Here is a 19,250-nt window from a genome sequence, read left to right on the forward strand (position 1 = left end):
TCGGCGCGGCACTTCCGCAAGCACGGCCCGCGCAGCGCCCTTTCCCCATCGTTACAGCAGCGACCCGCTCAGCGCATCGAGCAGCTTGCGCACGGGCGCCGGTACGCCGTACGCATCGAGCCCGGCGAGCGGCACCCACGCCGTCTCGGTATCCCGTGCATGCGCGAGCGGAAGGCCGCCGTTCGTCATGTCGCTCAGCCGCGGCTCGATCTCGAGCCGGAAATGCGTGAACATGTGCGTGAACGGCGCGAGCGGCACCGGGCCGCCGCCGCCGAAGCCACGCGCGAGTTCCGCGAGTGCCGCATCGCCGTCCGCCTGCGGCAGGCACCACAGGCCGCCCCAGATGCCGGCCGGCGGACGCCGTTCGAGCAGCACGGCGTCGCCGTCGCGCAGCACGAGCATCCAGGTCTTGCGCGTCGGCACGGCCTTCTTCGGCCGCGCGGCCGGCAGTTCGCGCTGGCGGCCCGTCGATTGCGCGACACAGTCGCCCGCGAACGGGCAGCGCGCGCAATCCGGCTTGCCGCGCACGCACAGCGTCGCGCCGAGATCCATCAGCCCCTGCGTATAGGCACTCACGTCGGCCGCGTTCGCGGCATCCGGCAGCAGCGATTCGGCCAGCGCCCACATGTCGTTCTCGACGCGCTTCTCGCCCGGAAAGCCTTCGACGCCGAACACGCGCGCCAGCACGCGCTTCACGTTGCCGTCGAGGATCGTCGCGCGTGCACCGTATGCGAACGACGCGATCGCCGCGGCTGTCGAACGGCCGATGCCGGGCAGTTCGGCGAGCGCTTCCGGCGTCGACGGGAATACGCCGCCATGCTCGGCGACGACGACCTGCGCGCAGCGGTGCAGATTGCGCGCGCGCGAGTAGTAGCCGAGCCCGGCCCACAGCGCCATCACGTCGTCGGACGGCGCGGCCGCGAGCGCGGCGACGTCGGGAAAACGCTCGAGAAAGCGCGTGTAATACGGGACGACGGTCGAGACCTGCGTCTGCTGCAGCATGATTTCCGACAACCAGATCCAGTAGGGATCGCGGGTGTTCTGCCACGGCAGGTCGTGGCGGCCGTGCTCGCGTTGCCAGGCGATCAGGCGCGTGGCGAACGTGCGATGCAGCGGCGTGACGGGGAACGGAGCGGGGGCGATGCGGGGCGGCTTCAAGTGTTCGAATCTTCGGAAAAAGGTTGCAACGCGGGGCTCAACGCTGGCAGGTCGGGCAGTAATAGGTCGAACGCTGACCCTGCACGATCTGGCGGATCGGCGTGCCGCAGACGCGGCAAGGCAGCCCCGCACGGTCGTAGACGAAGCAGTCGAGCTGGAAATAGCCGCTTTCGCCGTTGCTGCCGACGAAATCGCGCAGCGTGCTGCCGCCGCGCTCGATCGCGTCGGCGAGCGTCGCGCGCACCGCGTCGGCCAGCCGCTCATAGCGCGGCAGCGATACCTTGCCGGCGGCGGTCGTCGGCCGGATGCCCGCGCGAAACAGGCTCTCCGACGCATAGATGTTGCCGACGCCGACGACCATGTCGCCCGCGAGCAGCGCCTGCTTGACCGACACCGTGCGGCCGCGCGTGCGTGCGTGCAGCAGCGCGCCGGTGAACGCCGGCGAGAACGGCTCGACGCCGAGGCTCGCGAGCAGCGGATGCGCATGCACGTCGCCGGCTTCGCGCGGGTGCCACAGCACGGCGCCGAAACGGCGCGGATCGCGGAACCGCAGCACGAATTCGTCGAAGATCCAGTCGATGTGGTCGTGTTTCGCGGCCACCGGCACGCCGGCCGCGGGCAGCACGCGCAGCGTGCCCGTCATCCCGAGATGGACGATGAACCAGCCTGCGTCGACCTCGAACAGCAGATACTTGCCGCGACGCTCGACGGCGAGCACCTCGCGCGCGCGCAACTGCTCGGCGAGCCCCGCCGGCACGGGCCAGCGCAGCATCGCGGTACGGACGTCGACACGCTCGACGCGGCGGCCCGCGACAAAGGGCTCGATGCCCCGGCGCGTGACTTCTACTTCTGGCAACTCTGGCATGTTCTACGGGTCTGAAACTGGATTCACGATCGTGCGTGTATTGTAGCGAGCGCGTTACAATCGGTTGAAACGTGCGACACGACACTCTTCGTGTAGAGGCGGAGCCGGACTCTTAACAAGCCGGCAACAGTTGTAAATACAAGGCTCTCGGGCAATTCTGACCGGATGTTTCGGGGGAATTTTGCCTGAGTTGCCAAGTGCCAAATACGTGCCGGTTCGGCTGCAAATGAACCACACGGGCACCCGCATGAACCGGAAAAGCGTTGTATTTCTGCGACATTTCGCATGTCAGAGATGTTAGCAGCAGTACGCGCCGAAGAACTACAACAGCGCAATCCCGGCCACCGATCCCTCTCGGGAGAATGGTGCTCGGCCACGCGAATAAATCCGTGAATGCACCGCCTCAATGAAGAAAACTCCAACGGCCATTGTTCAACCGCAGATCGATCGCGGTAGGGAACCGTTTGTACGGCCAAATGTAGCCTAGGAAGATGTGCGTCGCTGGTAACGGCGGGGTTCAAAGCTCTTCTGACAAAGTAACCCCCGCAGTAAGGGCGGACTGACCCCGCGAGGTGTTCGTTCGGAGATCTCTAGCAGCATGGGATCGAGGTGCAAGGCTGGCTGGCATGGTCAACACACGTGAATCGCTGATAAACCCCGTGACGATTGAAGAGCCAAACGCTGCTGGGCTCTAACCAAAAAGGTATGTGGCCGGTTGATCCGCTGTTTTATCGGGTCACGCCGTCGTATGGCCATCGGGGAATAGGCGGGACCTAAACCAGTCGTGTGGCAGTTGGGGAACGTGGTAAGCCCGTATCTCCGCCAGCGGAAGTTTGCTGGCAGGTGAACCGCAAGGGGATCTGACGGGGGTGCGGGTATGGGAACGAGGAAAAAGCGAACGTCGTCCTGTAATGGGACGGATAGGAGTTGAGACATTACTCCACGCGAAAGCGGGCAGACTTCCTCATGGTCTACCGTCGCAAGACGGCTGTGGGACCCTTGTAACTGGTTGCGGCACGGACTTGTACGTGTCGCGCTGAAACCTTCCCCACGGGGGGCGCTATCGCTCCCCGTCGGGGGAAAGATGCGACTCCTCGTCCGGGAAATTTCTATCACCGGAAAGGAGAGCAGCATGAGAGAACTTGTCCGAAAGGACGAGTCTGCGCTTTCCCATGCTCCGGACGACTGGCACGCCATTGACTGGCGCCGGGTCGAACGGAACGTGAGGGGGATGCAGATTCGAATTGCGAAGGCGACGCGGGAAAGTGACTGGCGTAGGGTGAAAACTCTGCAACGGATGCTGACCCGCACGTTGTCCGCGAAGCTGTATGCGGTACGACGTGTTACGCAAAACACTGGCGCGCGAACGGCGGGAGTCGATCGTGAACTGTGGGAAACGCCTGCAAGCCGGCTGGCAGCAGCCGGCGGGTTGAAGCGGCGCGGATATAGGCCCCTGCCACTACGGCGGGTTTATATCCCGAAGGCCAATGGAACGAAGCGCCCTCTGGGTATTCCGACCATGCGAGACAGGGCGATGCAAGCCCTGTATCTGCTGGCTCTCGAGCCCGTGGCAGAAACCATCAGCGACCCGAACTCGTATGGGTTCAGGCAAAACCGCTCGACGGCCGACGCCATGTCCCAGATTTTCGTCACCATGTCCAAACGGGCTTCGGCTCAATGGGTGCTGGAGGCGGACATCAAGGGATGCTTCGACCACATCAGTCATGACTGGCTGATTGCCAATGTCCCGATGGACAGGGGCATTCTCCGGAAATGGCTGAAGTCCGGCCTGCTGTATCGGGGCCGGTATGAGGCAACAGAGGCCGGTACGCCGCAGGGGGGCATCATTTCCCCGACCTTGGCGAACGTTGCACTGAACGGGCTGGAACGGGATCTGGAAAAGTATCTGGCTGCAAAGTTCCGGACGCGGGAAAACCGGAAGCTGAAAGTGAACGTGGTGCGGTACGCGGATGACTTCGTGATCACTGGTGTCTCGAAAGAGGTGCTGGAAGAAGTGATCAAACCTTGGGTAGAAGCATTCCTTGCTGTACGAGGTCTGCGACTGTCGGAGGAGAAAACGCGGATCACCCACATCGAGGACGGCTTCGATTTCCTAGGGTGGAATTTCCGGAAGTATTCGGGAAAACTGCTCATCAAACCAAGCAAGAAAAACGCGCAAGCGTTCTATCGCAAGGTGGCGGAAACGATCAGTCGCAACAAAACGGCAAAGCAGGAGAGCCTGATCCAACTGCTGAACCCGATGCTGCGTGGCTGGGCGCAATACCATCAGCCCGTGGTAGCCAAGGAAGCGTACAGCCGCATGGGGTCTCTGATTTTCCGGAGGCTCTGGTGGTGGTCGAAGCGGCGGCATCCGAACAAGAACGCCGAATGGGTGCGGACGAAATACTTCCACACAGTCGGTGAACGGAATTGGGTGTTCGCCACTCCCATAGTGCATGACGACGGTAGCAAGGAGTTGTCTGCTCTGTATCACCTCAGTGGTACGGTAATCAGGCGACATAAAAAGATCGAGGGAAAGTACAACCCCTTTGATCTGAGTATGGAGCAATACGGTGAAGAACTGCGGCAGAAGCGCATGGAGCAATCCAGAGGCTATCTGAGGACGTGGTTCCAGCTGTATTCATCGCAGGGCGGGCTGTGTGCTCACTGCGGATGTGCCCTGACGGAGGAAACGGGCTGGCACGATCATCATCTGGTGTATCGGATGAATGGCGGGTCAGACGCGCTCTCCAACCGGGTACTCCTCCATCCTGTCTGCCACCGAAAGGTGCACGCTGGTAACATTGACGTAGCGAAGCCGGTCCGGCCTACAGGTCGGGCTTCGAAATAGCTGTATATGTAGGCTTGAGCCGTATGCGGGGAAACTCGCACGTACGGTTCTTAGGGGGCTCCTTTTCCGCAAGGGAAAGGGGCTACCCTCCATCGAACGGATTTCCATGACCCTGCCCTCGAAGCTGCTTCTGAAGCGCCCCGCCGCCGAGCGCGGCGTGCGTGCCTTCCCGGTCCGCCGCGCGCTCGGCGCCGCGCTGTTCGCCGCCTGGACCCTCACCGCCATCCCGGCTCACGCGCAGGATCCGGTATCGGACGACGCGGAGCCGCAGGGCGCGTTCGAGCACGTGATGCCGGACGAGCAGAAGAATCTCCCGGGCGTCCCGCTGACGAGCCAGATCGTCTACCAGGTACTGGCCGCCGAAGTCGCGCTTCAGCGCAACCAGCCGGCGCCGGCCTACCAGACCTACCTCGCGCTCGCCCGCGACACGCGCGATCCGCGCATGGCGCAGCGTGCGACCGAGATCGCGCTCGGCGCGCAAAGCCCGGCCGACGCGCTGTCCGCGGCCAATCTCTGGCGCCAGTACGCACCGGATTCGAACCGCGCATCGCAAGTCGACGCCGCGCTGCTGGTGCTCGCCGGCAAACCGGCCGACGCGCAGCCGATGCTCGCGCGCGAACTGGCCCGCGCGACCGGCGAAACGCGCGGCCCCGCGATCCTCGCGCTGCAGGCGCTGCTGGTGCGCGGCGCGGACCGCGTCGGCGGCCTCGCGGTGCTGAAGGACATGCTGAAGAACGACATGAACCGTCCCGAGGCGCAGCTCGCGATCGCGCGGCAGCAGCTCGCGGTCGACGACAAGGAAGGCGCCGCGCAGTCGCTGAAGCAGGCGCTGCAGCTCCGCCCCGACTATCTGCCGGCGGCGCTGATGCTGTCGCAGATGGGGCCTGCCGAGCGCGCAGCCGGCATCACGTCGTTCGAGAAATATGTTCAGCAGAATCCGAAGTCGCGCGATGCGCGCCTCGCACTGTCGCAGCTCTACCTCGCCGACGACCGCCTCGACGACGCGCAGAAGCAGTTCGAGACGATGCGCAAGCTCGACGCGAAGGACCCGACGCCGCTGATGGCGCTCGCGCTGATCAAGATCCAGCAGAAGAAGCTCGACGACGCGAACGCGTACCTGAAGCAGTACGTGCAGCTCGGCAACAAGCAGCCGAACCTCGACGTCGGCCAGGGCTACATCTACCTCGCGCAGATCTCGATCGAACAGGGCAATGACGCGCAGGCGTCGCAATGGCTCGACAAGGTCGACCAGACGAGCCAGCACTACCTGCCCGCGCAGATCACGCGCGCGCAGCTCCTGCAGAAACAGGGCAAGACCGACGAGGCCCGCAAGGTGCTCGACGACCTGCCGATCAGCGATCCGCGCGATGCGGCCGTGGTCGCACGCACCGACGCGTCGATCCTGTTTACCGCGAAGCGCTATCCGGAAGCCGAGGCGCGACTCGCGCAGGCGGTCCAGGACTTCCCGGACGATCCCGACCTGCGCTACGACTACGCGATGGCAGCCGAGAAGACGGGCCACTACGCGGCAATGGAAAAGCAGCTGCGCGAGCTGATGCGCACGCAGCCCGACAACCCGCAGGCGTACAACGCGCTCGGCTATTCGCTGGCCGATCGCAACCAGCGCCTGCCCGAAGCCAGCAAGCTGATCGACAAGGCGCTGTCGCTCGCGCCGAACGACGCGTACATCATGGACAGCCTCGGCTGGGTGAAGTACCGGATGGGCGACGCGGCCGGCGCGGCGAAGGTGCTGCGGCGCGCGTACGAGCTGCAGCCGAACGCCGAAATCGGCGCGCACCTCGGCGAAGTGCTGTGGAAGAGCGGCGCGCAGGACGACGCGCGCACCGCGTGGCGTGCCGCGCAGAAGCTCGAGCCCGACAACGACACGCTCGTGCAGACGCTCAAGCGCCTGCAGATCAACGGCCTCTGATGCGAATGTTCCCGATGCTTTCCCTGTCTTCCCGCGCGCTGCGCACGCTGGCCGCGGCCGGCGCCGCGCTTGCGCTCGCCGGCTGCGCGAGCACGCCGCCGTCGGCGAATGCGCCGGCGGGCGCGGTGCTGCAGACGGCCGCGACGCACGCGTACCACGGCCGTTTCGCGGTGCAGTACAACGATCGCCTCGGCCGACCGCAGAACGTGTACGGCAACTTCGACTGGCAGGAGTACGGCGACGACGTGTCGCTGGAGCTGCGCAGCCCGCTCGGCCAGACGCTCGCGATCGTGAAATCGACACCGCAGGCCGCGTCGCTCGAACTGCCGAACCGTCAGCCGCAATACGCGACGGACGTCGGCGAGCTGATGCAGAACACGCTCGGCTTCTCGCTGCCGCTGGCGGGCCTGCGCTACTGGCTGCTGCCGACGCCCGCGCCCGCGACGCCCGCGCAGACGGTGCGCGACCCGGCCGACGCGACGCACGTCAAGCAGATCCGCCAGGACGGCTGGACGATCGACTATCTCGCCTACGCGGACGCACCGGCCACGGGCGTCAAACGCGTCAACCTCGTGCGCGCGACGCCGCCGCTCGACATCAAGCTCGTGCTCGACCAGTAAGCACGTGAACCTAGCCCCGACATACGCATGACCGATTCGATCCGCTCGCTGCGCAACTGCCTTGCGCCCGCGAAACTCAACCTGTTCCTGCACATCACCGGCCGCCGCCCGAACGGCTATCACGATCTGCAGAGCGTGTTCCAGCTGCTGAACTGGGGCGACACGCTGCATTTCACGCTGCGCGACGACGGTCGCGTTGCACGCGTCACCGACGTGCCGGGCGTGCCCGAGGAAAGCGATCTCGTCGTGCGCGCGGCCAACCTGCTGAAAACGCATACGGGCACCGCGGCCGGCGTCGACATCGAGATCGACAAGCGCCTGCCGATGGGCGCGGGCCTCGGCGGCGGCAGCTCGGATGCGGCAACGACGCTGCTCGCGCTGAACCGCCTGTGGCAACTGAACCTGCCGCGCGCGGAACTGCAGTCGCTCGCGGTGAAACTCGGTGCCGATGTTCCGTTTTTTGTTTTTGGAAAAAATGCGTTCGCAGAGGGTATCGGAGAAGAATTAGCTGAGGTAGAATTGCCGACTCGCTGGTTTTTGGTTGTGACGCCGCGAGTTCATGTCCCCACCGCTGAAATTTTTTCAGACGAGTTGTTGACAAGAGATACAAAGCGAGTCACAATTACAGACTTTCTTGCACAGCAAAACAGCGATGCGGGATGGCCAGACAGCTTCGGCCGGAACGATATGCAGCAAGTTGTGACAAGTAAGTACGCGGAAGTTGCGCAGGTGGTCAAATGGTTGTATAATGTGACCCCCGCGAGGATGACCGGCTCCGGAGCAAGCGTGTTTGCAGCGTTTCATAGCAAGCACGAGGCAGAAGCGGCGCAAGCCAAGCTGCCCACCGGTTGGAACGGTGCAGTTGCCGAGAGCTTGAACGAGCATCCGCTCTTCGCTTTCGCGTCATGAAGTTTTGCTTTGCCGGATGGCCTACAAGTCCGGTGAAGTTATCAGTTGAGTGTAGGGGAGTCGCCAAGTTGGTCAAGGCACCGGATTTTGATTCCGGCATGCGAGGGTTCGAGTCCTTCCTCCCCTGCCAAAAATTTTCCCGCATTTCCCGCCTAAGCCTGAAGCAGGTGCACGATGAGCAGCCACAGCCATGATGGCTTGATGGTCTTTACTGGCAACGCGAATCCCGCGCTCGCCCAGGAAGTCGTCAATATCCTTGGAATCCCCCTCGGCAAAGCAATGGTCAGCCGTTTCTCCGACGGTGAGATCCAGGTCGAGATCCAGGAAAACGTGCGCGGCAAGGACGTCTTCGTCCTGCAATCCACGTGCGCGCCGGCCAACGACAACCTGATGGAACTGATGATCATGGTCGATGCGCTCAAGCGCGCATCCGCCGGCCGGATCACCGCTGCCATCCCCTACTTCGGCTATGCCCGCCAGGACCGACGCCCGCGTTCGGCGCGCGTCGCGATCTCGGCGAAGATCGTCGCGAACATGCTGGAAATCGCCGGCGTCGAGCGGATCATCACGATGGATCTGCACGCCGACCAGATTCAAGGCTTCTTCGACATCCCGGTCGACAACATCTACGCAACGCCGATCCTGCTGGGTGACCTGCGCAAGCAGAACTACTCGGATCTGCTCGTCGTGTCGCCGGACGTCGGCGGCGTGGTCCGCGCCCGGGCACTCGCGAAGCAACTCAACTGCGATCTCGCGATCATCGACAAGCGTCGCCCGAAGGCGAACGTCGCCGAAGTGATGAACATCATCGGTGAAGTCGAAGGCCGCACCTGCGTGATCATGGACGACATGGTCGATACGGCCGGCACGCTCTGCAAGGCCGCGCAAGTGCTGAAGGATCGCGGTGCGAAGCAGGTGTTCGCGTACGCGACGCACCCGGTTCTGTCGGGTGGCGCCGCCGAGCGTATCGCCGCATCGGCACTCGACGAGCTGGTCGTCACCGATACGATCCCGCTGTCGGCCGAATCGCTGTCCTGCTCGAAGATCCGCTCGCTGACGAGCGCGAGCCTGCTGGCAGAAACGTTCTCGCGGATTCGCCGCGGCGACTCGGTGATGTCGCTGTTCGCGGAATCCTGATCGCGGAACGACACGATATAGCATGCGCAGAAAGCGAAGCGGCAACGCTTCGCTTTTTGCACAATCGGACGGGATAGACGAAACCCCGTCCGTTTCATCGGGGGCCGCCATTTCGCCGGCCCCGTTTTACTGCCTGGTCGCGGGCAGCAAATGGAGAATCACATGAAAGTCGTCGCTTTCGAGCGCCAACAGCAAGGTACGGGTGCGAGCCGCCGCCTGCGCAACGCCGGTAAGACCACGGGTATCGTCTACGGTGGCGAAGCAGCCCCGCAAAAGATCGAACTGGATCACAACGCGCTGTGGCACGCCCTGAAGAAGGAAGCCTTCCACTCGTCGATCCTCGACCTGGAAGTCGCTGGCCAGTCGCAACAGGTTCTGCTGCGCGACGTGCAATACCACCCGTTCAAGCAACTCGTGCTGCACGTGGACTTCCAGCGCGTCGACGCGAAGAAGAAGCTGCACACGAAGGTGCCGCTGCACTTCCTGAACGCTGAAGTCAGCCCGGCAGTGAAGCTGTCGAGCGCAATCGTCTCGCACGTCGCGACGGAAATCGAAGTCGAGTGCCTGCCGTCGGCTCTGCCGGAATTCCTCGAAGTCGATCTGTCGAAGATCGAAGCAGGTCAGTCGCTGCACGCGAAGGACATCGCACTGCCGAAGGGCGTGACGCTGGTCGCGCACGTCGACGCGGAAAACCCGGTTGTCGCATCGGCGACGGTCCCGGCTGGTGCCGTGTCGGACGCAGCAGGCGAAGGCGAAACGCCGGCTGCCTAAGCGGCTGCCCACGCGCCATTCGATCCGTTTCGCGAAACGGTCGATGCAACCCGCCGCGGCTTGCCCGGCGGGTTTTTCTTTTTCTGCGCCCAGGCGGGCGCTGCCGCCTACGAAACGTCATGATCAAACTGATCGTCGGCCTCGGCAATCCCGGGGCGGAATACACCGCGACGCGCCACAACGCCGGCTTCTGGCTGATCGACCAGCTCGCCCGCGAAGCCGGCACGACGCTGCGCGACGAGCGCCGCTTTCACGGCTTCTACGCAAAAGCGCGCCTGCACGGCGAGGAAGTCCACCTGCTGGAGCCGCAAACCTACATGAACCGCTCCGGCCAGTCAGTCGTCGCGCTCGCGAATTTCTTCAAGATCCTGCCCGACCAGATCCTCGTCGCCCACGACGAACTCGATCTGCCGCCCGGCACCGTGAAGCTGAAGCTCGGCGGCGGCAGCGGCGGCCACAACGGCCTGAAGGACATCTCCGCGCATCTGTCGTCGCAACAGTACTGGCGCCTGCGCATCGGCATCGGCCATCCGCGCGACCTGATTCCGGAAGGCGCGCGCGCCGGCGCGAAACCCGACGTCGCGAACTTCGTGCTGAAGCCGCCGCGCCGCGAGGAGCAGGACGTGATCGACGCATCGATCGAACGCGCGCTCGCCGTGATGCCGATGGTCGTCAAGGGCGAACTCGACCGCGCGACGATGCAGTTGCATCGCAACTGAACCCGCGCTGCACCGGCGCGGTGCAATGTGCCGCCCGGTTGCGCCGGGCAGCGTCGCCCTGCCGCGCAATTGCGCACTGCAACGCCCACATGCGGTAATCTGGTCGCTTTTGCCCGTCAGGAGCCAAGCGGTGAGCCGTTACTGGAGCGACGTCGTTCAGCAACTCGTGCCTTACGTGCCGGGCGAACAGCCCGCGCTCGCACACCCCGTCAAGCTGAACACCAACGAGAATCCCTATCCGCCTTCGCCGCGCGTCGTCGCGGCGATCGCACGCGAACTCGGCGATACCGGCGACACGCTGCGCCGCTATCCCGATCCGCTCGCGCGCGCACTGCGCGAGACGGTCGCGGCCCATCACCGCATCAAGCCCGAGCAGGTCTTCGTCGGCAACGGCTCCGACGAAGTGCTCGCGCACGCATTCCAGGCCCTGCTCAAGCATGACCGGCCGCTGCGCTTTCCCGACATCTCGTACAGCTTCTACCCGACCTACGCGCGCCTGTATGGCGTAGAAACTTCGATCGTGCCGCTCGCGGACGACTTCTCGATCCGGGTCGAAGACTATCTCGACGACGCAGGCGGCGTGCTGTTCCCGAACCCGAACGCGCCGACCGGGCGCGCGCTGCCGCTCGCGGACATCGAGCGGATCGCGGCCGCGAACCCGTCGTCGGTCGTGCTGATCGACGAGGCGTATGTCGATTTCGGCGCGCAATCCGCGATCGCGCTGATCGACCGCCATCCGAACCTGCTCGTCGTGCAAACGACGTCGAAAGCGCGCTCGCTCGCGGGCATGCGCGTCGGCTTCGCGTTCGGCGATGCCGCGTTGATCGACGCACTGAACCGCGTGAAGGACAGCTTCAATTCCTATCCGCTCGACCGGCTCGCGCAGGCCGCGGCGCAGGCGGCATACGAAGATACCGACTATTTCGGCGCGACCTGCCGGCGCGTGATCGACAGCCGCACGCGGCTCACGCACGCGCTCGAGGCGCTCGGTTTCGAGGTCGTGCCGTCGGCCGCGAACTTCGTGTTCGCGCGCCATCCCGCGCACGATGCGGGGACGATCGCGGCAAGGTTGAAGGACCGGGAAATTTTCGTGCGGCACTTCCGGGCACCGCGCATCGACCAGCACTTGCGCATCACCGTCGGCACCGACGCCGAATGCGACGCGCTCGTCGCGGCATTGCGCGAGCTGATCGGCTGAAACGGTAGCGGAAGCTGAAACGGAACCGGCGCCGAACGGCGCCGGCCAAGGAAATCGTGACGTCGAGACGCGCGCGACGTCACCAGCGCGTCACTGCGCGTCGTCGCCCTTCGCGGCGGTCAACGCGTGATACTTCGCCATCAACTGCGCGTGCGATTCGTCGTGCTGCGGATCGCGCGGAATGCATTCGACCGGACACACCTGCTGGCACTGCGGTTCGTCGAAATGGCCGACGCACTCGGTGCACTTGTTCGGGTCGATCACGTAGATATCCGGGCCCATCGAAATCGCGCCGTTCGGGCACTCGGGCTCGCACACGTCGCAATTGATGCACTCGTCGGTAATCATCAAAGACATACTGATCTCACTTCTTCAGGCCGGCGGCCGGCTTCACGACGAAACCGGCCGGCGCCGCGTCACGCGGCCGGGCCTCCCATCGCAGTGACTTTCTCGGTCAGCCACTTCTCGACGGACGGGAACACGAACTTGCTGACATCGCCGCCCAACTGCGCGATTTCGCGCACGATCGTCCCCGAGATGAACTGGTACTGATCGGACGGCGTCATGAACATCGTCTCGACGTCGGGCAACAGATAGCGGTTCATCCCCGCCATCTGGAACTCGTATTCGAAATCGGACACGGCACGCAGGCCGCGCACGATCACGCGCGCGTTGTTGATGCGGACGAAATCCTTCAGCAGGCCCGTGAAACTCATGACCTTCACGTTCGGATAGTGACCCAGCACCTCGTTCGCAATCGTCAGACGTTCTTCCAGCGAGAAGAACGGCTTCTTCGCGCGGCTGTCGGCGACACCCACCACCAGCGTATCAAAAATGCTCGACGCACGCCGCACGAGGTCTTCGTGCCCGCGCGTCAGCGGATCGAACGTACCGGGATACACGGCGACTACCATGTCGCTCCTCCTGTCATCACGCAAACGGGGTGGCAGCCGTGCGACGCGCACGCCACTGCCGAGATGGGCATGCGTCGCCTTTGCCGCGCGCCGCCTCGTATGGAACGCGCATTATTCATCATTTTCGCGCCGCAGCAAATGATAGTGAACCGCACCGGCCTTGCCGTGCTTCACCACCTGCCAGCCGGCCAGTGCGTCGTGCGCGGCCGGGTCGAGCTCCGCCCCCGTTTCGACGTACAGCGCGCCATCCGGCGAGACGAGCGGCGCCGCCAGCGCGATCGCGCGATCGAGCACGGCCGGCTCGCCGAACGGCGGATCGAGGAACACGACGTCGAACGCGCCCGGGGTCAGCCCGGCCGCGAGCCGCAGCGCTTCGGCTTCCGCGACCTCGACCGAGCGTGCGCCGAGCTTGTCCTTGATCGTGCGCAGCTGCTGCGCCGCGCGCGGGTGGCGCTCGACCATCACGACGCTCGTCGCGCCGCGCGACGCGGCCTCGAAGCCGAGCGCGCCGGTGCCCGCGAACAGGTCGAGGCAGCGCCGGCCTTCGAGATCCTGGCCGAGCCAGTTGAACAGGGTCTCGCGCACGCGATCGGGCGTCGGCCGCAGGCCGTCGAGATCGAGCACGGCGAGCGGCGTGCGTTTCCAGTCACCGCCGATGATGCGGATCGTGTGCGGCTTGCCACGGCCGGCGGGGGCCGCCGGGCGGCCGGAAGAGGAACGGGACATACGGAATATCGACAACGGAGGGAACGGGTGCGCACGCGGGCGCACCGCCAAACAGGCGCACGTTACCACAGCGGCGGCACCGACTGACGCGAGTGCCTCGCCGCACTGATAAAATGCACGGTTTCGGCCGCCGTGCGCACGCGCGACGGCCTCTCCGGCGCTCCGCCCTGGCGGCGCCCCGCCCTCTTCCCGACGTCAGACCATGTTCAGCTTCTTCAAACGATTCAAGAAAACGCAGGAGCCCGACTCCGCGGAATCGCAATCAGCCGACGCGCCGCAACCGGACGAGCCGTCCGACGCGCCCGCGCCCGAGCCCCGCCGGGCGGTCGAAGCACCGCAAGCGCCCGCGCAGCCGCGACAGGCCGCGCCGGCCGTCGTGATGACGGTCACGCCGACCAACGACGGCAGCGACGAAGTCGTCGAAGCGGTCGAGATCGTGCCGCCGCCGACGCAGGACGCGTCCGCGAAGAAGTCGTGGCTCGCGCGCCTGAAGTCGGGGCTCGCGAAGACGGGCTCGAGCATCACCGGCGTGTTCGTCAACACGAAGATCGACGAGGATCTGTACGAGGAGCTCGAAGCCGCGCTGCTGATGTCCGACGCCGGCGTCGACGCGACCGAGTACCTGCTCGGCGCGCTGCGCGAGAAGGTGCGCGCGGGCCGGCTGACCGATCCGCAGCAAGTGAAGGGCGCGCTGCACGACCTGCTCGTCGAACTGCTGACGCCGCTCGAGAAGTCGCTGATGCTCGGTCGCGCGCAACCGCTCGTGATGATGATCACGGGCGTGAACGGCGCGGGCAAGACCACCAGCATCGGCAAGCTCGCGAAGCACCTGCAGAGCTTCGACCAGTCGGTGCTGCTGGCCGCGGGCGACACGTTCCGCGCGGCCGCGCGCGAACAGCTGGCGGTCTGGGGCGAGCGCAACAACGTGACGGTCGTCCAGCAGGAAAGCGGCGACCCGGCCGCGGTGATCTTCGACGCGGTCAGCGCCGCGCGCGCCCGCAAGATCGACGTGATGATGGCCGACACGGCCGGCCGCCTGCCGACGCAGCTGCACCTGATGGAAGAGCTGAAGAAGGTGAAGCGCGTGATCTCGAAGGCGCACGACGGCGCGCCGCACGAGGTGCTGCTCGTGATCGACGCGAACACGGGCCAGAACGCGCTCACGCAGGTGAAGGCCTTCGACGATGCGCTCGGCCTCACGGGCCTGATCGTCACGAAGCTCGACGGCACCGCCAAGGGCGGGATCCTCGCCGCGATCGCGCGGCAGCGCCCGGTGCCCGTCTACTTCATCGGCGTCGGCGAGAAGGTCGAGGACCTGCAGCCGTTCAACGCAGTGGAATTCGCGGACGCGCTGCTCGGCTGAACGCCGCCGGCCCGCATCGCACGGGGCGCCTCCGGGCGCCCTTTTTTCATGCGCGGCCGGAAGCCTGCGGCTCCGCGGCGTCATTCGCCCTCATTCGGCGTCGGGCTGCACGCCAGGCTCGGCGGCCTTGAACGCATCGAGCGTCGACGCATGATCGGCGATCCGCTGGATCGTCGGAAAGCGCGTCGTGTCGATCGAGAAACGGTTCGCGTTGAACACCTGCGGCACGATGCAGATATCGGCGAGCGTCGGCGTGTCGCCGAAGCACAGCTTGCCGGTGCGCGGATCGTTCGCGAGGCGCGTCTCGAGCGACGCGAAACCCGCCTCGATCCAGTGCCGGTACCATTCGTTCTTCGCTTCCTCCGGCACCTTCAGCGTGTGCTTCAGGTATTTCAGCACGCGCAGGTTGTTCAGCGGATGGATCTCGCACGCGACCTGCAGCGCGATCGCCCGCACATACGCGCGGTCGACCGGCGCCTTCGGCAGCAGCGCGGGTTCGGGATGCGTTTCCTCGAGATATTCGATGATCGCGAGCGATTGCTGCAGCGTGGCATCGCCGTCGATCAGCGTCGGCACGACGGCATCCGGATTCACCGCGCGATACGCGTCCTTCAGTTGCTCGCCGCCGTCGCGCAGCATGTGCACGGGGACCGTGTCGAACGGCAGCTGCTTCAGGTTCAGGGCGATCCGCACGCGGTACGACGCGGAACTGCGGAAATAGCTGTAAAGCTTCATGGGTGTCTCTCTGTTGGTCGTATTCGGCCGGTAACGGCGCCTGCAGCGCACGCACGGCACCGCCGGGAACCCGAGTTTAGCGCGCCGCGCGGCGGTGGCGCGCAGCCGCGCTTGGGCGAGCCGCGCCCATGCGATACTCGGGGCATTCCTTACCGCTCACCGCGCGGCCCGATGCCGGCCGCCCGCCCCACGCCCCGATGACCGCTCCCCACGACTCCGCCGCCTCGCCGTTCCCTTGCGCCCGCTTCATCAAGGAAATCGGCCGCGGCCCGAACGGCGCACGCGCGCTGTCCGCCGAAGACACGTTCGAGCTCTATCGCGCGATGCTCGACGCGCGCGTGTCGGACGTCGAACTCGGCGCGATCCTGATCGCGTATCGCCTGAAGGGCGAAAGCGCCGACGAACTGTCCGCGATGCTCGCCGCCGCGCAGGCGTCGTTCGAACCGGTGCACGTGCAGGACGCCGCCTTCCGCCCGGTATCGATCCCGAGCTACAACGGCGCGCGCAAGCAGCCGAACCTGGTGCCGCTGCTCGCGCTGCTGCTCGCGCGCGAAGGCGTGCCGGTGCTCGTGCACGGCGTCGAGCGCGATCCGGGCCGCGTGACGAGCGCAGAGATCTTCTCGGCGCTGTCGATCGCGCCGTCGAAGTCGCACGACGCGATCGAGGACATGCTCGCCGAGCGCCGGGTCGCGTTCGCGCCGATCGACGCGCTGGCGCCGCGCATCGCGCGTCTGCTGGCGCTGCGCGGCGTGCTCGGCGTGCGCAACTCCACGCACACGCTCGTGAAGATCCTGCAGCCGTTCGCACCGGCCGGGCTGCGGCTCGTCAACTACACGCATCCGCCGTACCGCGACAGCCTCGCGCAACTGTTCCGCGATCATCCGGACGCCGCGCGCGGCGGTGCGCTGCTCGCGCGCGGCACCGAAGGCGAAGCGGTGGCCGACACGCGGCGCCAGGTGCAGGTCGACTGGCTGCACGACGGCGTGTGCGACACGCTGATCGAGCCCGAGCGCTCGTCGAGCGACGCACCGCCCGTCGCGCTGCCCGAATCGCGCGACGCGGCGACCACGGCCGCGTGGACGGACGCCGTGCTGCGCGGCGAAGTTCCGGTGCCGGAAGCGCTTGCGCGGCAGGTCGACACGATCGTGCGGATCGCCCGGATCGCACCCTGACCGGCATCCCGGGCCGGCGTGCTGTCGCGCCGGCCTTTCAACCGACCATTTGACACGCACCCGCATCCTGGCATAGAGTTGTCGCCATGCGTTCCTTTCCGAACACCCTCCGAATTACCTCCGGCCGCCTAGCGCGGTCGCTATCGCTACGACTAGCCTAAGGCTGTCTTAGCGCCGTGTGCTGTCCGCACGGTCCCTCCCTGCAGTTCCTCGCAGCACCCTTCTCGCAGTTTTTACAACCCGAAGTCGTCAGCATTCGTCCGTCTATCCGTCGGTCGATTCGCGAAGATCATCCGCATCCGCAGCGCGTTTCCGGCGCCACGGTGCGAGGCAGCGCCTACCGTCGCCCATGCCGCCCGTCTTCGCTCGCGACTTGAGACCCGAGGTCCAGAAGATGAAGCGCAACCCGCAAGACAAGTATCGTCCGTTCGAACCCGTCCGCATCAATGGCCGCCGCTGGCCGACCCGCACCATCGAGCGTGCGCCGGTCTGGATGAGCACCGACCTGCGCGACGGCAACCAGTCGCTGATCGAGCCGATGAGCATCGAACAGAAGCTGGAGTTCTTCGACATGCTGGTCGCGATCGGTTTCAAGGAGATCGAAGTCGGTTTTCCGTCGGCGTCGCAAACCGACTTCGATTTCGTCCGCAAGCTGATCGACGAGAAGCGGATCCCCGACGACGTGACGATCGAAGTGCTCGTGCAGTCGCGCGAAGACCTGATCGCGCGCACCTTCGACGCGCTCGAAGGCGTGCCGCGCGCGATCGTGCACCTGTACAACGCGATCTGCCCGTCGTTCCGGCGCATCGTGTTCGGGATGTCGAAGGACGACGTGAAGGCGCTCGCGGTCGACGGCACGCGACTCATCAAGGAACACGCGGCGGCTCGCCCGGACACGCACTGGACCTATCAGTACTCCCCTGAAACCTTCAGCATGACCGAGCTGACGTTCGCGCGCGAAGTATGCGACGCGGTCGCGCAGGCGTGGCGTCCGACCCGCGATCACAAGATGATCGTCAACCTGCCGGCGACCGTCGAAGCCGCGAGCCCGAACGTGTTCGCCGACCAGATCGAGTGGATGGACCGCAACCTCGCGTATCGCGACAGCATCGTGCTGTCCGTGCATCCGCACAACGATCGCGGCACCGCGGTCGCCGCCGCCGAACTCGCGCTGCTCGCGGGCGCCGACCGCATCGAGGGCTGCCTGTTCGGCAACGGCGAGCGTACCGGCAACGTCGACCTCGTCACGCTCGCGCTGAACCTCTATACGCAGGGCATCGACCCGGGCCTCGATTTCTCCGACATCGACGCGGTGCGCCGCGTGGTCGAGCGCTGCAACCAGATTCCGGTGCATCCGCGCCATCCGTACGCGGGCGACCTCGTGTTCACCGCGTTCTCCGGCTCGCACCAGGACGCGATCCGCAAGGGCTTCGCGCAGCAGCGCCCCGACGCGGTGTGGGAAGTGCCGTACCTGCCGATCGACCCGGCCGACCTCGGCCGCAGCTATGACGCGGTGATCCGCGTGAACAGCCAGTCCGGCAAGGGCGGCGCGACGTTCCTGCTCGAACGCGGGATGGGCTTCACGCCGACGCGCCGCGTGCAGATCGAATTCAGCCACGCGGTGCAGACGCTCGCCGACGCATCCGGCGAGGAGGTGACCGGCGACGCGATCTGTGCGCTGTTCGCGCGCGAATTCTTCGAGACCGACGGCCCGGCCGCGCGCCACGGCAACGGCGCGCGCTGGCAGAACCGCGACATCGCGAGCGCGCCGCCGGCCGATGCGACGCCCGAAGACGCCGTGCAATGCGTGGCCGCGGCCTTCGCGACGGCAGCCGGCGCGACGATCGACGTCGCCTCGTGCGAACACGCGCGCACGACGGACGGCCGGATCGCGGTATCGGTCGGCTGCCGGGTCGGCGACGCGCCGCTGCGGCATGGTGTCGGGGTGCACGACGACGCCGCGAGCGCCGCGCTCGATGCGGTCGTCAGCGCGATCAACCGCTCGGCCTGGCATTGCGCCGACCGCCGTGCGGCGGCCTGACGGCAGGTTTCGCTTCAGGGTTCGAACGTCAGCGAGCGGTGCGTGACCGCCCGTGCGCCGCGCGATCCGCGCCGCACGGGCCAATGAAAAGCGGCCCAGAAGGCCGCTTCGGTCGGGACATGAAAAGGAGCGCCAGGCGCG

The 19,250-nt window shown here is 65.7% G+C and carries 17 protein-coding genes and 1 tRNA gene; 12 read left to right on the plus strand and 6 right to left on the minus strand.

The window, feature by feature from the left end; translation table 11 throughout:
- Positions 1–51: 51 nt before the first annotated feature.
- Together mutY and mutM are read right to left on the minus strand one after the other, a co-directional pair.
- Entirely contained in the window at positions 52–1,158 is a 1,107-nt protein-coding gene (gene mutY, locus U5A56_RS20825; protein ID WP_321924340.1) for an A/G-specific adenine glycosylase, read from the minus strand.
- A 37-nt stretch (positions 1,159–1,195) separates the two neighbouring features.
- A complete protein-coding gene (gene mutM, locus U5A56_RS20830; RefSeq protein WP_044847468.1) occupies positions 1,196–2,023 on the minus strand; it encodes a bifunctional DNA-formamidopyrimidine glycosylase/DNA-(apurinic or apyrimidinic site) lyase in 828 nt (275 codons plus the stop codon).
- 1,132 nt (positions 2,024–3,155) lie between these two features.
- Between mutM and ltrA the strand changes: the two genes are divergently transcribed.
- The 9 genes from ltrA to hisC all read left to right on the plus strand — a co-directional run bounded on the left by ltrA (position 3,156) and on the right by hisC (position 12,158).
- The gene (ltrA, locus tag U5A56_RS20835) at positions 3,156–4,874 is read left to right on the plus strand and encodes a group II intron reverse transcriptase/maturase (protein WP_321924342.1); all 1,719 of its coding nucleotides are present in this window, start codon (positions 3,156–3,158) and stop codon (positions 4,872–4,874) included.
- Positions 4,875–4,980: 106 nt separating this feature from the next.
- Positions 4,981–6,804, plus strand: a complete 1,824-nt coding sequence (locus U5A56_RS20840; protein ID WP_321924344.1) for a tetratricopeptide repeat protein — start codon at positions 4,981–4,983, stop codon at positions 6,802–6,804.
- A complete protein-coding gene (lolB, locus tag U5A56_RS20845) occupies positions 6,804–7,424 on the plus strand; it encodes a lipoprotein insertase outer membrane protein LolB (RefSeq protein WP_321924345.1) in 621 nt (206 codons plus the stop codon). The genes U5A56_RS20840 and lolB overlap by 1 nt, the downstream gene beginning before the upstream one ends.
- A 27-nt stretch (positions 7,425–7,451) precedes the next feature.
- Positions 7,452–8,333 carry a 4-(cytidine 5'-diphospho)-2-C-methyl-D-erythritol kinase gene (ispE, locus tag U5A56_RS20850; protein WP_124666527.1) on the plus strand — a complete coding sequence of 294 codons (882 nt, stop codon included), beginning with the start codon at positions 7,452–7,454 and terminating at the stop codon, positions 8,331–8,333.
- A 53-nt stretch (positions 8,334–8,386) separates the two neighbouring features.
- Positions 8,387–8,463 (plus strand) — tRNA-Gln (locus U5A56_RS20855).
- Between the two features lie 44 nt (positions 8,464–8,507).
- Entirely contained in the window at positions 8,508–9,470 is a 963-nt protein-coding gene (locus U5A56_RS20860; protein WP_044847472.1) for a ribose-phosphate pyrophosphokinase, read from the plus strand.
- 162 nt (positions 9,471–9,632) lie between these two features.
- Entirely contained in the window at positions 9,633–10,241 is a 609-nt protein-coding gene (locus tag U5A56_RS20865) for a 50S ribosomal protein L25/general stress protein Ctc (protein WP_044847489.1), read from the plus strand.
- Positions 10,242–10,360: 119 nt separating this feature from the next.
- Positions 10,361–10,960, plus strand: a complete 600-nt coding sequence (gene pth, locus U5A56_RS20870; RefSeq protein WP_044847473.1) for an aminoacyl-tRNA hydrolase — start codon at positions 10,361–10,363, stop codon at positions 10,958–10,960.
- Positions 10,961–11,090: 130 nt separating this feature from the next.
- Entirely contained in the window at positions 11,091–12,158 is a 1,068-nt protein-coding gene (gene hisC, locus U5A56_RS20875; RefSeq protein WP_321924350.1) for a histidinol-phosphate transaminase, read from the plus strand.
- A 90-nt stretch (positions 12,159–12,248) separates the two neighbouring features.
- On the opposite strand, the gene U5A56_RS20880 is transcribed toward hisC, so the two are convergent.
- From U5A56_RS20880 to rsmD, 3 genes are all read right to left on the minus strand, one after another.
- Positions 12,249–12,515, minus strand: coding sequence for a YfhL family 4Fe-4S dicluster ferredoxin (locus tag U5A56_RS20880; protein ID WP_044847475.1), 267 nt, complete (start codon positions 12,513–12,515; stop codon positions 12,249–12,251).
- A 59-nt stretch (positions 12,516–12,574) separates the two neighbouring features.
- Entirely contained in the window at positions 12,575–13,072 is a 498-nt protein-coding gene (gene coaD, locus U5A56_RS20885) for a pantetheine-phosphate adenylyltransferase (protein ID WP_044847476.1), read from the minus strand.
- Positions 13,073–13,183: 111 nt separating this feature from the next.
- Entirely contained in the window at positions 13,184–13,798 is a 615-nt protein-coding gene (gene rsmD, locus U5A56_RS20890) for a 16S rRNA (guanine(966)-N(2))-methyltransferase RsmD (RefSeq protein ID WP_321924351.1), read from the minus strand.
- Between the two features lie 202 nt (positions 13,799–14,000).
- Here rsmD and ftsY point away from each other — a divergent pair, with 202 nt between their 5' ends.
- Positions 14,001–15,161, plus strand: a complete 1,161-nt coding sequence (gene ftsY / locus U5A56_RS20895; protein ID WP_321924352.1) for a signal recognition particle-docking protein FtsY — start codon at positions 14,001–14,003, stop codon at positions 15,159–15,161.
- 90 nt (positions 15,162–15,251) lie between these two features.
- Here the strand turns inward: ftsY and maiA are convergent, their stop codons facing one another.
- Complete coding sequence (gene maiA / locus U5A56_RS20900) at positions 15,252–15,896, minus strand: maleylacetoacetate isomerase (protein ID WP_257773578.1); 645 nt, start codon at positions 15,894–15,896, stop codon at positions 15,252–15,254.
- Between the two features lie 197 nt (positions 15,897–16,093).
- Here maiA and ybiB point away from each other — a divergent pair, with 197 nt between their 5' ends.
- Positions 16,094–17,068 carry a DNA-binding protein YbiB gene (ybiB, locus tag U5A56_RS20905; RefSeq protein WP_321924354.1) on the plus strand — a complete coding sequence of 325 codons (975 nt, stop codon included), beginning with the start codon at positions 16,094–16,096 and terminating at the stop codon, positions 17,066–17,068.
- Positions 17,069–17,462: 394 nt separating this feature from the next.
- Positions 17,463–19,109 carry a 2-isopropylmalate synthase gene (gene leuA / locus U5A56_RS20910; protein WP_321924356.1) on the plus strand — a complete coding sequence of 549 codons (1,647 nt, stop codon included), beginning with the start codon at positions 17,463–17,465 and terminating at the stop codon, positions 19,107–19,109.
- Positions 19,110–19,250: the final 141 nt, after the last annotated feature.

Origin of the sequence: Burkholderia sp. BCC1998 (assembly GCF_905339875.1) — a bacterium.
Lineage (GTDB): Bacteria > Pseudomonadota > Gammaproteobacteria > Burkholderiales > Burkholderiaceae > Burkholderia.